We start from the raw sequence: 14,318 nt of genomic DNA, 5'->3' as shown, positions 1-14,318 counted from the left end.
TCCCTGCCGGGACGCGCGCCGGCAGACGCGCTGCGACCTTGCGGGCGGCCTCGGAAAACCTTATTTAACCGTCTGATATCACTGCTCTTCCGAGAGGCCGTTCCGGCGCATCGCGCGCCACCCGGGAACGGCCGTGAGCACCGCCCGTCCGGGCTTCAGAACGGATACCGACTTGGCCGAGAACGATCCGACTGGCGCCGCCCCGCCCGCCAGCGACATCCGCCCCGTCTCCATCACCGACGAGATGCGCCGCTCCTACCTCGATTACGCGATGAGCGTGATCGTGAGCCGGGCGCTTCCCGACGCCCGCGACGGTCTCAAGCCGGTGCACCGGCGCATCCTCTACTCCGCCTTCGAATCCGGGCACCTGCCCGAGCGGAAATACGTCAAGTCGGCGCGCATCGTCGGCGACGTGATCGGTCTCTACCACCCGCACGGCGACCAATCGATCTACGACGCCCTCGTGCGGATGGCGCAGGACTTCTCCATGCGCCTCATGCTCATCGACGGGCAGGGCAATTTCGGCTCGGTGGACGGCGATCCGCCGGCCGCCATGCGCTACACCGAATCGCGGCTGGCCAAGCCCGCGACCGCGCTGCTCACCGATATCGACAAGAACACCGTCGATTTCGGACCGAACTACGACGAGTCGCGCGAGGAGCCGACCGTCCTGCCGGCCCGCTTCCCGAACCTGCTGGTCAACGGCGCGGGCGGCATCGCGGTCGGCATGGCGACCAACATCCCGCCGCACAATCTCGGCGAGCTGATCGACGCCTGCGTGGCGCTGATCGACGATCCGGGCCTGACCATCGAGCAGCTCACCGAGATCGTGCCCGGCCCGGACTTCCCGACCGGCGGCATGATCCTCGGCCGCGCCGGCACCCGGCAGGCCTACGCGACGGGCCGCGGCTCGGTGATCATGCGCGCCAAGTCGCATGTCGAGGAGCTGCGCAAGGAGCGCGAGGCGCTGATCTTCACCGAGATCCCCTATCAGGTGAACAAGGCGACGCTCGTCGAGAAGATCGCCGAGCTGGTGAAGGAGAAGCGCGTCGAGGGCATCTCGGACCTGCGCGACGAGTCCGACCGGACGGGCATGCGCATCGTCGTCGAGATCAAGCGCGACGCGATGGCCGACGTGGTGCTGAACCAGCTCTACCGGTTCACGCCGCTGCAGAGCTCCTTCGGCTGCAACATGGTGGCGCTGAACGGCGGCCGCCCCGAGCTGATGAACCTGAAGGACCTGCTCCAGGCCTTCGTGGATTTCCGCGAGGAGGTCGTCTCCCGCCGGACCAAGTTCCTCCTCGGCAAGGCCCGCGAGCGCGCCCACGTCTTGTGCGGCCTCGCCATCGCGGTCGCCAACATCGACGAGGTGATCCGCCTGATCCGGACCTCGCCGGACCCGAACACGGCCCGCGAGGCCCTGATGGCCCGCGACTGGCCGGCCCACGACATCGCGCCGCTGATCGCGCTGGTGGACGACCCGCGCCACCGCGTCGCCGAGGACGGGACCTACCGCCTGTCCGAGACCCAGGCCCGCGCCATCCTCGACCTGCGCCTGCAGCGCCTCACGGCTCTCGGCCGCGACGAGGTCGGCGACGAGCTGAAGACGTTGGCCGACGAGATCGCCGATTACCTCGACATCCTGCGCTCGCGCGCCCGCATCCAGGGCATCGTCAAGGGCGAGCTCGCCGAGGTCCGCGAGCAGTTCGCCACCCCGCGCCGGACCGAGATCGTCGACTTCGACGGCAGCGTCGAGGACGAGGACCTGATCGCCCGCGAGGACATGGTGGTGACCGTGTCGCACGCCGGCTACGTCAAGCGCGTGCCGCTCTCGACCTATCGGGCCCAGCGCCGCGGCGGCAAGGGCCGATCCGGCATGGCGACCCGCGACGAGGATTTCGTCACCCGCCTGTTCGTGGCCAACACCCACACGCCGGTGCTGTTCTTCTCCAGCCAGGGCCAGGCCTACAAGGAGAAGGTCTGGCGCCTGCCGATGGCCGCCCCGAATGCCCGCGGCAAGGCGCTGGTGAACATCCTGCAATTGCAGGACACCTCCGAGCGCATCACCACGATCATGCCGCTGCCCGAGGACGAGGCGTCGTGGGAGACGCTCGACGTCATGTTCGCGACCGCGCGCGGCAACGTCCGGCGCAACAAGCTCTCGGACTTCACCACGGTGAACCGCAACGGCAAGATCGCCATGAAGCTCGACCCGGGCGACCACATCGTCCACGTCGAGATCTGCCGTCCGGACCAGAACGTGCTGCTGACCACGGCGCTCGGCCAGTGCATCCGCTTCCCCGTCGAGGACGTGCGCGTCTTCAAGGGCCGCGACTCCACGGGCGTGCGCGGCATCCTGCTGGCCAAGGACGACCGGGTCATCTCGATGACCATCCTGAACGCCTTCGACGCCAGCGCCGAGGAGCGGGCCGGCTACCTGAAGATGCGCCGCGCCGTGACCGGCGAGGCCGAGGAGAACGGCGACGCGGAGCCCGAGGACGGCGCCGAGGCGGCGGCGATCTCGCTCGACCGCTACAACGAGATGGGGGCGGCCGAGCAGTACGTGCTGACCCTGTCGGAGCGGGGGTTCGGCAAGCGCTCCTCGTCGTTCGAGTACCGGACCTCGGGACGCGGCGGGAAGGGCATCACGGCGATGCGGGTCAATGCCCGCAACGGCAGCCTCGTGGCGTCCTTCCCGGTCGAGGCCTCGGACCAGATCATGCTGGTCACCGACGGCGGCCAGCTGATCCGCGTCCCGGTGGACGACATCCGCATCGTCGGCCGCGCCTCGCAGGGCGTGACGGTGTTCAACACCGCCAAGGACGAGAAGGTCGTCTCGGTGGAGCACATCGAGGGCGAGGACGAGGGCGCCGAGGCCGGTCCCGAGGGCGGCGAGGAGGCCTGAGGCGCCGCCCGGTTCCGTCCGGCGCGAAAATGCTCTAGGTCGGGTCGCGATGACCCGCACTGCCCTCTACGCCGGCTCGTTCGATCCGGTCACGAACGGCCATCTCGACGTGGTCCGCCAGGCCTGCCGGCTGGTGGACCGCCTCGTGATCGCCATCGGCGTCCACCCCGGCAAGGCCCCGCTGTTCTCCGCCGAGGAGCGGGCGGCGCTGCTGAGCGAGACCTGCGGGCCGGTGGCCCAGGCCGAGGGTGCGGCGCTGGAGATCGTCACCTTCAACGATCTCGCCGTCTCGGCCGCCCGGCGCTGCGGCGCCGCGATCTTCATCCGCGGCCTGCGCGACGGCACGGATCTCGACTACGAGATGCAGCTCGCCGGCATGAACGGCGCCATGGCGCCCGAGGTGCAGACCGTGTTCCTGCCCGCCTCGACGCAGGCCCGCCCGATCACCGCGACGCTGGTGCGCCAGATCGCCGGCATGGGGGGCGACGTCTCGCCCTTCGTGCCCGCGGCGGTCGCCGCGCGGCTCCGGCAGCGCTTCGCCGCCCATTCCTGACACCGGCCCGACCCTGGAAGGACTTCGATGAACCGACGCCACGCCCTCCTCGCGCTCGCCCTGACGCTCGGCACCGCTCAGGCGGCCCGGGCCGCCGACGCCAACACGGTCTATCTCCAGACCAAGGACGGGCGGATCACCATCGAGCTGCGGCCCGACATCGCGCCCAAGCACGTCAAGCAGATCAAGACCCTTGTCTCGCAGGGCTTCTACAACGGCCTCAAGTTCCACCGCGTCATCGACGGGTTCATGGCCCAGACCGGCGACCCGAAGGGCAACGGCACCGGCGGCTCCAGCCTGCCGAACATCCCGGCCGAGTTCACGCAGTCGGCCCAGTTCCGCCGCGGCACCGTGGGCATGGCCCGCTCGCAGGATCCGAACTCGGCGAACTCGCAGTTCTTCATCTGCCTCGGCGACGCGCCGTTCCTGAACGGCCAGTACACGATCGTCGGCAACGTCACGGACGGGCTCGACGTCCTCGACAAGATCAAGAAGGCCGCCCCGGGCGCGCCGGGCGGGGCCGTCCAAGATCCCGACAAGATCGTCAGCATGACGCTCGCCGAGAAGGCCAAGTAGCGGCCGCATGCCGGGCCGGCGCGCCGCCTCGATCCTCCTGCTGAGCTTGATCCCGGCGGCCGCCGCGGCCTATGACGGCGCGCCGTTCTACGGCTACGCCGAGGAGCCGGGGGGCGGCTACCCGCTGAGCCTGCCCCAGACCCTGCGCGCCACGGTCCCGGTCCCGGTCGCCCGGATGGCGACCAAGCCCGCCGACACCCTGGCCGAGCTCTACCCGGCGCTCGCCGCCTGCTGGCAGGCACCGGGCGGCCTCGGCCGCCCGAGCGGCGGGTCCGACGACATCGAGATCACCCTGCGGCTCGCGCTGCGGCGCGACGGCAGCCTGATCGGGCCGCCCCGCGTCACCTACGCGGCGGGGGTCGCGGGCGATCGGCGGAATACCCTGGTGCGCGGGACCCTCGACGCCCTCGCGCGCTGCACCCCGGTCCACATCACGCCGGGTCTGGGCCGGGCGATCGCGGGGCGGCCGGTGGCGCTCCGCTTCGTCTACCGCCCGCCGGCCTGAGCGCCGGCGAGACCGACACGGGCGCTGGCCGGATCCGGCACGCGCCGATACAGTTCCCCCAACCGGAAGGAAAGACTATGGCCGACAACGAGACCATCGTGCTGGAGACCACCAAGGGCCGCGTCGTGATCGCGCTGCGCCCCGACCTCGCCCCGGGCCACGTCGAGCGCATCAAGACGCTCGCCGCCCAGGGCTTCTACGACGGCGTGCCGTTCCACCGGGTGATCGACGGGTTCATGGCCCAGACCGGCGACCCGACCGGCACCGGCTCGGGCGGCTCCGACCTGCCGGACCTGAAGGCCGAGTTCAACGCCGAGCCGCACGTGCGCGGCACCTGCTCGATGGCGCGGACGAACTTCCCGCACTCGGCGAACTCGCAGTTCTTCATCTGCTTCGACGACGCCCGCTTCCTCGACAAGCAGTACACGGTGTGGGGCAAGGTCGTGGAAGGCATGGACGTGGTCGACACGATCAACAAGGGCGAGCCGCCGCGCTCGCCGGACAAGATCGTGAAGGCGACCGTCGCGGCGGCCTGAGCTCGGATCAAGCCTCACAGCCGAAGCCATCTCTCGATGGCTTCGGCTGTACCGTCTTCGCGAGCGGAGCGAAGCGAGCCAGGGTCGCGCCACACCTCCAAGATGTCGCGCTGCCCTGGGTCACTTCGCTTCGCTCGTGATGACGGCGGACCGCATCACCCGCGGTCCAGGGCTTCCGCCGCCGCCAGATCCGCCGGCGAATTGATGTTGAGGAACGGGTCCACCGGCTCGACCGGCCAAGTCGCGACCGCGGCCCCATGGCACGCGATGAAGGCGCCGACGCGCCGCTCGCCGCGTTCGAGATAGTCCCGAAGCGCGTCGCTCAGAGCCGTCGGCCAGAGCGCGATCGTGTAGTGCTGCCGCTCTCCTGAGGTCGCGAGCGCGATGCCGGTCTCCGGTCCGGCCGCGCCGAGGCGCGCTACCAGATCCTCCGGCAGGAACGGCGCGTCGCCCGACACGCTCACCACCCGCGCGATACCCCGCGCGCCGGCGTGCTCCAGCCCGGCGAGGATGCCGGCGAGCGGGCCCGGCTGATCCGGCACGGGGTCCGGCAGGACCGGACCGGGAAAGCCGGAGAACCGCGCCGGGTCGCCGTTGGCGCTGAGCGCCAGTCCCGCCCCGCATTGCGGCCCGAGCCGCTCGACCACCCGCTCCAGCAGGGTCCGCCCCCCGAGCCGCAGCAGCGGCTTGTCGCCCCCGCCCATCCGCCGCGCCCGCCCGCCGGCGAGGATCAGGCCCAGGACCGGCGGCGGAAGAGGCGGGGAGGGCACAGGATCACTCGAAGACGATCTTCGGCGCCGTCCGCCCGGCCGGAGCGCCGGACAGGTTCGCCCAGAGCTGGGCGGCGATGTCCCGGTAGACCTTGGCGTGCGGCCCCTCCGGATCGGTCGCCACCACCGGCCGACCGGCATCCGAGGTCTCGCGGATGGTCATGTTCAGCGGCACCTCGCCGAGGAACGGCACGCCGAGCCGCTGCGCCTCGTTCCGCGCGCCGCCGTGCCCGAAGATGTGCGAGGCGTGGCCGCAATTCGGGCAGACGAAGGTCGCCATGTTCTCGATCACGCCGAGGATCGGCACCGCGACCTTCTTGAACATGGTCACGCCGCGCCGCGCGTCGATCAGCGCGAGATCCTGCGGGGTGGAGACGATCACGGCGCCGGACAGCGGCGTCGCCTGCGCCATGGTGAGCTGCGCGTCGCCGGTGCCGGGCGGCATGTCGACGAGCAGCACGTCGAGCTCGCCCCAGAGCACGTCGCGCAGCATCTGGGTGATGGCCGACTGCACCATCGGGCCGCGCCAGATCATCGCCGTCTCGGGCTCGATCAGGAAGCCGATCGACATGACCTTGAGGCCGTAGCCGACCATCGGCTCCATGGCCTTGTTGTCGACGACGTTGGGCTTGCCCGAGAGCCCGAACAGCTTCGGCACGGAGGGGCCGTAGATGTCGGCGTCGAGGAGGCCGACCTTCAGTCCCTGGGCCTGGAGCGCCAGGGCGAGGTTGCAGGCGGTGGTCGACTTGCCGACGCCGCCCTTGCCGGAGGCGACCGCCACGATGTGGCGCACGCCCGCGATCTGCGGGCCCTGGTTCGGCGGCGCGCCGGGCCGCGGCGGCGCGACCGGCGGCGGCGTCACGGGCCGGGGAGCGGCGCCGCTCTGGGCCGGGTGGCTCTGGTTCCGCTCGGAGGTGAGGCTCGCGAACACGCCCGAGACGCCCGGCATCTTCAGGACGCGCCCCTCGGCCTGGCGCCGCACCGGCTCGAACCGCTCGGCCTCGCTGGGATCGACGAGGATCGAGAACATCACGCGGCTGTTCGGATCGACCACGACCTGGGACAGCCGTCCCGAGCCGGGCAGGGTGGTGCCGGCGGCATCGACGGTGACGTCGGCGAGCGCCTTCAGCACGTCGTCGCGGGTGATCGCCAAAATCGTTCTCCACCGGGGCAAGCAGGTATGCCAGTGCATGTAACCGAGCGGGCCCAGAACACCAGACCCCGGGCCCGAGATCGGCGCGCGCCGGTGGCCCGCGTCCCCGCGGCCATCGCGCGCCGGAGCGGGGCGCCGCCCGGACCGTGCCGGCGTCAGTGCGGCCGGGCGATGAGGTTGCACGCCTCCATCGGGCCGCGCACCACGGTCCCGTCGCCGCGCCGGTAGAACCCGTGCCGCAGGCGACGGCAGCCGAGGGGGCCGCGCAGACGTTTCACGCGCTCGATGTGGACGCTGCCGTAGCGGCGGTTCGAGAAATCGTGGCCGCCGATGCGCACGCCCGGGCCGAAGCGCACCTCGGCGCCGGCCGGCCGAGCGCCGAGACAGAGCGCACCCAGCGCCAGCGCCGCGGCCGTACGCCCCAATCTCCGAACACCTCGCATCCGAACCTCCTCACCGCACGGGCAAGCTGAACCAACCGGAGACTGATCCGTTGTCGGGGCAGCCTTCGGGCGGGGCACCCTCCGGAGACCCCGCCGAGACCGAAACGACGCGTAGGAGACCACTTTCATGCATCAGGGCAACCACCGCGACCACGAGGGCGCGAAGAAGCTGTTCGAGCTCATCAAGGACGTGAAGATCGCCATGATGACCACCGTCGACTCCGACGGCACGCTCAACAGCCGCCCGATGTGGAACAACGACGCCGACGAGAATGGCGACCTGTGGTTCTTCACCAAGCTGCACTCGCCCAAGACGGCCGAGATCAGCAAGGACAACCAGATCAACCTCGCCTATTCCGACCCGTCGAGCCAGAACTACGTCTCGGTAGCCGGCAAGGCGGAGATCGTCCGCGACCAGTCGATCATCGACGCGAAGTGGAATGAGAGCCTGAAGACCTGGTTCCCGAACGGGAAGAACGATCCCGAAGTCGCGCTGATCCGCGTTCACCCGGAGAAGGGCGAGTACTGGGACAGCCCCAACAGCACGATGCTGCACCTCTACGGCTACGTGAAGGCCTCGCTCACCGGGGAGAGCCCGAAGACCGAGACCAAGAAGGTCGACCTCGCCTGAGGATCGGTCGTCAGGATCGGCGGTTTCGCGGGCGGTCTCCGGGCGGAGGCCGCCCGTCTTCTTGACGTGTGCGGTCCCGGCATGCGCTCTGCGCGTTCCAAGCGCGGCAGAGTGCCTGACGAATGCTCGATCTGGCAAAACGGGTCTACGATCACAGTTTCCGCATCGACCCGATCGTGCGGTCGCTCCTCGACACCGATTTCTACAAGCTCCTGATGGCGCAGACGATCCTGCGCCGGCACCCCGACATCCAGACCACCTTCGGCATCACCAACCGCACCCGCCGGATCCGGATCGCCGACGAGGTCGATGCCGGGCTGCTGCGGGAACAGCTCGACCACGCCCGAACGCTGCGCCTCAGCAAGGGCGAGATCACGTGGCTGCGGGGCAACGTGTTCCGCGGCCAGGGACGCATCCTCGGCCCCGAATTCGTCTCCTGGTTCGAGACCTTCCAGCTCCCCGAATACGAGCTCGCCGTCCATGACGGCCAGTACGAGCTGACTTTCCACGGCCCCTGGGTCGAGACCACCATGTGGGAGGTCCCGGCGCTCGCGATCCTGAACGAGCTGCGGGCGCGGGCCGTGCTGCGGGGCCTCGGCAAGCTCGACCTGCAGGTGCTCTACGCCCGCGCCATGACCCGGGTCTGGGAGAAGATCGAGCGGCTGCAGAGGCTTCCGGACCTGTCGGTGGCGGATTTCGGCACGCGTCGGCGCCACGGATTCCTGTGGCAGGACTGGTGCGTGCAGGCCATGGCGGAGGGCCTGGGCAGCGCGTTCCTCGGCACCTCCAACTGCCTGATCGCGGCCCGGCAGGAGGTCGAGCCGGTGGGGACGAACGCCCACGAACTGCCGATGGTCTACGCGGCGCTCGCCGAGGACGACGCGGCGCTCGCCGCCGCGCCCTACGCGGTGCTCGCCGACTGGCAGGAGGATTACGGCGGCAACCTGCTGGTGATCCTGCCCGATACCTACGGAACAACCGGGTTCCTGGCGAACGCCCCCGACTGGGTCAGCGACTGGACCGGCATCCGCATCGACTCGAAGGACCCGATCGAGGGCGGCGAGGAGGTCATCCGCTTCTGGCAGGATCGCGGGCACGACCCGCGGGAGAAGCTCGCGATCTTCTCGGACGGCCTCGACATCGACGAGATCGAGCGCATCCACGCCCGGTTCCACGGGCGCATGCGCATCGGCTACGGCTGGGGCACGCTGCTCACCAACGATTTCCGCGGGCTCCTGCCGGACGGCAAGCTCGACCCGGTCTCCATCGTCTGCAAGGTCACGCAGGCCGACGGCCGGCCGACCGTGAAGCTCTCCGACAATCCCACCAAGGCGCAGGGCCCGTCCGACGAGGTCGCCCGGTACCGGCGGGTGTTCGGCGTGGGCGCGCAGGAGGCGTTGCCGGTGGTGGTGTGAAGGGGGTTCGTACCGTTTCCGGTTGATCAGATCGTTCCGCCGTCCTTGCGAGCGGAGCGAAGCAATCCAGGTAGCGCCACGCCCCCTGCTGTCCCGCAGCCCTGGGTTGCTTCGCTGCGCTCGCAAAGATGGAGCGGGCCGCACCGACCGAAGCGTTCAACCGGAAACGGTATCAGACCCGCTGCGGTGAAACACGGAGGCCGCCGCCCCAGGGATGAATTCATTATCATGTCCGGCAATCGGGGCGCCTCGGGCGGCCCTGTCCGGGAGAACGCCATGTCGATGAATCGCCGCTCGCTCATCGGGGCCGCGGGCCTCGCCCTGACGGCGCCCGCCCTGCAGGGCGCGCAGGCGGCCGAGGCCGCGAAGCCGGCCGCGAAGGCAGCGCCGCCGCACGTCACGAAGATCCTCGCGCAGTGGATCCTGGGATCCTCCTACGACACCCTGCCGGAGCCCGTCCGCCGCGAGGGCGTGCGCAGCTTCCTCAACTGGGTCGGGGTGGCCATCGGCGGCTCGCACCACGAGACCGTCGACGTGGCGGTCTCGGCGCTGCAGCCCTTCTCGGGGCCGCCGCAGGCCGGGCTGTTCGGACGGACCGAGCGGTTCGACATCATGAACGCCGCCTTCCTCAACGGCGTGTCGAGCCACATCTTCGACTTCGACGACACCCACCTGAAGACGATCATCCACCCGGCCGGCCCGGTTGCCTCGGCGATCCTGGCCTACGCGGCGATGAAACCGGTCTCCGGCAAGGACTTCCTCGAAGCCCTGGTGGTCGGGATCGAGGCCGAGTGCCGGATCGGCAACGCGGTCTACCCGAACCACTACGATGCCGGGTGGCACATCACCGGCACCGCGGGCGTGTTCGGATCGGCCGCCGCCGCGGGCAAGCTGATGGGGCTCACCGAGCAGCAGATGGTCTACGCCCTCGGCCTCGCCGCCTCGCAGCCGGTGGGCCTGCGCGAGTCGTTCGGCTCGATGAACAAGAGCTTCAACCCGGGCCGGGCCGCGTCCAACGGGTTGTTCGCGGCGATCCTGGCGGCCAAGGGCTTCACCTCGTCGGACGGCATGATCGAGGCCAAGCGCGGCTGGGCCAACACGATCTCCACCAAGCAGGACTGGTCGCAGATCACCGACGGCCTCGGCACCCGCTACGAGGCGCAGCTCAACACCTACAAGCCCTTCGCCTGCGGGATCGTCATGCACCCGACGATCGACGCGGCGATCCAGATCCGCGACCAGGACCACGTCAAGCCGGAGGACATCCAGCGCGTCGACCTGAAGGTCCACCCGCTCGTCCTGGAGCTGACCGGCAAGACCGCGCCGAAGACCGGCCTGGAGGGCAAGTTCAGCATCTATCACGCGGCCGCGGTGGCCTTCGTGGAGGGCGCGGGCGGCGAGAAGCAGTTCAGCGACCGGTCTGTGAACGATCCGCGGGTGGTGGCCCTGCGCCAGAAGGTGGTCCCGGTGATCACCCCCGGCGTCGATCCCGCGCAGGTCGACATGACCGTGACGCTGAACGACGGGCGGACCTTCCACCGGCATATCGAGCACGCCATTGGAAGCGTCGAGAAGCCGATGTCGGACGCGCAGCTGGAGGCGAAATTCACCGACCTCGCCGCCGGCATCCTGCCGGACGCGCAGGCCAGGAAGGTGATGCAGCTGTGCTGGTCTCTGCCCGAGCTGAAGGATGCGGGCGACGTGGCGCGGGCCGGCGTCGCGGGGGCCTAATCTGAACGCGAAACCCTCGGGATCGATTTCGCGTCCTGTGCCGTTCCCCGTCCGCGAGGCTTCCGCCGCTCCCGGCGGCCGCCCGCGCGTGGCGTTCGGGACGTGGATCACGGTATGGGCACGAGAACCCCGGTCGGGGTCGAACCGGCAGCGCGGCCCGGGACTCCGCTGATCCCGCCGCGGCCGACCCGCGTCGCCGCCGCCGAGACGCCGCGGGCCGCCATGGCGTCGCCGGTCGTGGTCGGCGCCACCATCATCGCCGCCCTGTATTTCGGCCGCGAGATCTTCATCCCGATCGCGATCGCGCTGCTGCTGTCGTTCGTGCTGACGCCGCTGGTGAACCGCCTGCGGCGGCTGCGGCTGCCGCGGCTGGTGGCGGTGGGGGTCAGCGTGCTCCTGACCGTGGGCATCGTGGCCTCCCTGGCGACCCTGATCGGCATCCAGGCGGCCGATCTCGCGGGGGACGTCCCGCGCTACCGGGCCACGATCGAGCGCAAGATCAACGGCCTGCGCGACTCGCCCGTGGGCCACGTCACGGAATACGTCGCCAATATCGGCCGGGCGCTCCACGGCGGCGCCAAGGAGGCCGGCAGCCCGGAGGCGCAGCCGGCCGCGCCACCGCCCTCAACGGCATCGTCGCCGTCAACGTCGACGCCCTCGGCGGCTCCCGAGCCGGCCCAGGCCGCGCCCAAGCCCGTCCTCGTCGAGGTCGCCACGACCCCGCCGGGCTCCCTGGAGATGCTCTCGACCGTGCTCACGCCGGTGATGCATCCCCTGGCCACGGTCGGCATCGTCTTCGTGGTGCTGCTGTTCGTGCTGATGCAGCGCGAGGACCTGCGCGACCGCATGATCCGGCTGGCCGGATCGAGCGACCTGCACCGGACCACCGTGGCCATCGACGACGCGGCCAAGCGCCTGAGCCGCTACTTCGTGGTCCAGCTCGCCCTCAACGCCGCCTTCGGCGTGGTCATCGGCATCGGCCTCTACCTCATCGGCGTGCCGAACCCGGTGCTCTGGGCGATCTTCGCGGCCCTGATGCGCTTCGTGCCGTATCTCGGGGCGGTCCTGTCGGCGATCCTCCCGATGGCGCTCGCCGCGGCGGTCGATCCCGGCTGGAACATGATGATCGCCGTGGCGATCCTGTTCGTCGTCCTGGAGCCGCTGACCGGCCAGGTCTTCGAGCCGATCTTCTACGGGCAATCCACCGGGCTCTCGCCCTTCGCGGTCCTGGTCTCGGCCCTGTTCTGGACGTGGCTGTGGGGGCCGGTCGGCCTGCTGCTCTCGACGCCCCTGACCGTCTGCCTCGTGGTGCTCGGACGCTACGTCGAGCACCTGGAGTTCCTGGACGTGCTGTTCGGCGACCGGCCAGCGCTGACGCCGGTCCAGAACTTCTACCAGCGCATCCTGGCGGGCGATTCCGAGGAGGTGCTGGGCCATGCCGAGCTGATCCTGCAGGAATGCTCGCTCTCGTCCTACTACGACGACGTCGTGCTCAAGGCGCTGGAACTCGCGGCCCGCGACGCGGCCCGCGGGGTGCTGACCGCGCAGCAGAAGGGCGCGATGCGCGCCGCGCTCACTGAGCTGATCGCCGACCTCTCCGACCGGAGCGACGCCGTCGCGGGGGCGACGGGCGACGGCGAGGAGAGCGCCTGCAGCCCGCTCCCGATGGGGCCGCCCGCGGAGGCGCTGCCCGCCGCCTGGACGCGCGAGGGCGCGGTGCTGTGCGTGGCGGGGCGCGGCTTCCTGGACGAGGCCGCGGCCGCGATCCTCGCGCAGATCCTGGAGAAGCGCGGCCTCGGCGTCCGCACGGTCCCGTTCGCCGAGACGGCCTCCGTGCGGATCGGCCGGTTCGAGACCGGGCCGGCGCGGATCGCCTGCGTGGTCTCCCTGGCACTCGACGGCGAGCCGACGCACCTGCGCCGCCTGATCCGCCGGCTGCGCGGCCGGGTCCCGGGCGTTCCGGTCCTGCTCGGCCTGTGGCTCGCCCAGGACAGCGGGGCGAACCGCCTCGCCGGCGGGCCGGGGGGCGCCGAGGCCGACGCGCAGGTCGGATCGCTGCGCGAGGCCGTCGAGGCTATCCTGGCGGCCGCGCAGGAGGACGCGACCTGCGCGGCCGCGACGGACGCATCGACGGACGCATCGGAGGGCACGTCGGACGCCCGCGGCCAGGCGGCGCGTCTGCCCGCGCCGGCCGGGGCGTGAGTCGCGGATGCGCGGGGGCGGGGGCTTGACGGGCAGGGGCGCGCGCCGGTTTCGTCGGGACGGGCCGTTTGGCCGGGCGGCCTTCGGGCGCAACAGGGGACGGAACGGATGAGCGTCGTCGAACTCGGCCGGTTCATGGACGACCTCGCGGACGCGTCCGGGAAGGCGATCCTGCCGTTTTTCCGCGCCCAGTTCGGCCTGGACGACAAGGCCCGCGGCGGGGCGCCGTTCGATCCGGTTACCGAGGCCGACCGGGCTGCCGAGGTCGTCCTCCGGGCGATGATCGGCCAGACCTTCCCGGGCCACGGCATCCTCGGCGAGGAGTTCGGCGCGGAGCGCACCGACGCCGAGTGCGTCTGGGTCCTCGACCCGATCGACGGCACCCGCGCCTTCATCGGCGGCCTGCCGACCTGGGGCACCCTGATCGGGCTGACCCGAAACGGCGTGCCGGTGCGGGGGATGATGCACCAGCCCTATCTCGCAGAGCGGTTCACCGGGGACGGGCGCAGCGCCAAGCTCCGCGCGCCGGCGGGCGAGCGGACCCTGCGCACCCGCCGCTGCGGTGACCTCGCCCAGGCGATCCTGGCGACCACGGATCCCCGACTGTTCGCGGCCGGCGACGAGGCCGAGCGCTTCCGGGCGCTGGAAGGCCAGGTGCGGATGTCCCGCTACGGCGCGGATTGCTACGCCTACTGCATGCTGGCCGCCGGCCAGATCGACCTCGTGGTCGAGGCCGGGCTGAAGCCCTACGACATCGTCGCGCTGATCCCGATCGTCGAGGGGGCGGGGGGACGGGTCACCGCCTGGGACGGCGGCTCCGCCGCCGGCGGCGGCCGCGTGATCGCGGCCGGCGACCCGCGGCTGCACGAGGCCGCGCTCAAGGTCCTGAACCCGTGAC

13 protein-coding genes are annotated in these 14,318 nt (G+C 70.8%); 10 read left to right on the top strand and 3 right to left on the bottom strand.

Annotation, left to right across the window (positions count from 1 at the left end; translation table 11 throughout):
• The first annotated feature begins 172 nt into the window (after window positions 1-172).
• The 5 genes from gyrA to BM419_RS20415 all read left to right on the top strand — a co-directional run bounded on the left by gyrA (window position 173) and on the right by BM419_RS20415 (window position 5,075).
• The gene (gyrA, locus tag BM419_RS20435; protein ID WP_091927538.1) at window positions 173-2,905 is read left to right on the top strand and encodes a DNA gyrase subunit A; all 2,733 of its coding nucleotides are present in this window, start codon (window positions 173-175) and stop codon (window positions 2,903-2,905) included.
• Between the two features lie 49 nt (window positions 2,906-2,954).
• Complete coding sequence (gene coaD, locus BM419_RS20430; RefSeq protein WP_020095391.1) at window positions 2,955-3,458, top strand: pantetheine-phosphate adenylyltransferase; 504 nt, start codon at window positions 2,955-2,957, stop codon at window positions 3,456-3,458.
• Window positions 3,459-3,485: 27 nt separating this feature from the next.
• A complete protein-coding gene (locus BM419_RS20425; protein ID WP_020095390.1) occupies window positions 3,486-4,034 on the top strand; it encodes a peptidylprolyl isomerase in 549 nt (182 codons plus the stop codon).
• Between the two features lie 7 nt (window positions 4,035-4,041).
• The gene (locus tag BM419_RS20420; protein WP_020095389.1) at window positions 4,042-4,539 is read left to right on the top strand and encodes a hypothetical protein; all 498 of its coding nucleotides are present in this window, start codon (window positions 4,042-4,044) and stop codon (window positions 4,537-4,539) included.
• A gap of 77 nt (window positions 4,540-4,616) precedes the next feature.
• Complete coding sequence (locus BM419_RS20415; protein WP_010686120.1) at window positions 4,617-5,075, top strand: peptidylprolyl isomerase; 459 nt, start codon at window positions 4,617-4,619, stop codon at window positions 5,073-5,075.
• A 155-nt stretch (window positions 5,076-5,230) separates the two neighbouring features.
• Here BM419_RS20415 and mobA read toward each other — a convergent pair whose 3' ends face one another.
• The 3 genes from mobA to BM419_RS20400 form a co-directional block, all read right to left on the bottom strand.
• Entirely contained in the window at window positions 5,231-5,779 is a 549-nt protein-coding gene (gene mobA / locus BM419_RS20410; protein ID WP_244540814.1) for a molybdenum cofactor guanylyltransferase MobA, read from the bottom strand.
• 70 nt (window positions 5,780-5,849) lie between these two features.
• Complete coding sequence (gene apbC / locus BM419_RS20405) at window positions 5,850-6,998, bottom strand: iron-sulfur cluster carrier protein ApbC (RefSeq protein WP_020095387.1); 1,149 nt, start codon at window positions 6,996-6,998, stop codon at window positions 5,850-5,852.
• A gap of 155 nt (window positions 6,999-7,153) precedes the next feature.
• Window positions 7,154-7,441 carry a hypothetical protein gene (locus tag BM419_RS20400; protein ID WP_026605283.1) on the bottom strand — a complete coding sequence of 96 codons (288 nt, stop codon included), beginning with the start codon at window positions 7,439-7,441 and terminating at the stop codon, window positions 7,154-7,156.
• A gap of 127 nt (window positions 7,442-7,568) precedes the next feature.
• Between BM419_RS20400 and BM419_RS20395 the strand changes: the two genes are divergently transcribed.
• From BM419_RS20395 to hisN, 5 genes are all read left to right on the top strand, one after another.
• Window positions 7,569-8,072 carry a pyridoxamine 5'-phosphate oxidase family protein gene (locus tag BM419_RS20395; protein ID WP_010686116.1) on the top strand — a complete coding sequence of 168 codons (504 nt, stop codon included), beginning with the start codon at window positions 7,569-7,571 and terminating at the stop codon, window positions 8,070-8,072.
• Window positions 8,073-8,194: 122 nt separating this feature from the next.
• Window positions 8,195-9,487, top strand: coding sequence for a nicotinate phosphoribosyltransferase (gene pncB / locus BM419_RS20390; protein ID WP_091927537.1), 1,293 nt, complete (start codon window positions 8,195-8,197; stop codon window positions 9,485-9,487).
• Window positions 9,488-9,763: 276 nt separating this feature from the next.
• Window positions 9,764-11,218, top strand: a complete 1,455-nt coding sequence (locus tag BM419_RS20385; RefSeq protein ID WP_056532401.1) for an MmgE/PrpD family protein — start codon at window positions 9,764-9,766, stop codon at window positions 11,216-11,218.
• Between the two features lie 114 nt (window positions 11,219-11,332).
• Window positions 11,333-13,420, top strand: coding sequence for an AI-2E family transporter (locus tag BM419_RS20380; protein ID WP_091927536.1), 2,088 nt, complete (start codon window positions 11,333-11,335; stop codon window positions 13,418-13,420).
• Window positions 13,421-13,528: 108 nt separating this feature from the next.
• Window positions 13,529-14,317, top strand: coding sequence for a histidinol-phosphatase (gene hisN, locus BM419_RS20375; RefSeq protein ID WP_012319114.1), 789 nt, complete (start codon window positions 13,529-13,531; stop codon window positions 14,315-14,317).
• Window position 14,318: the final 1 nt, after the last annotated feature.

The sequence above is a fragment of the Methylobacterium sp. yr668 genome, assembly GCF_900116245.1.
Classification (GTDB): Bacteria; Pseudomonadota; Alphaproteobacteria; order Rhizobiales; family Beijerinckiaceae; genus Methylobacterium.
The sequence above is the reverse complement of the archived record's forward strand: the minus strand, read 5'-3'. Positions and strand labels throughout refer to the sequence as shown.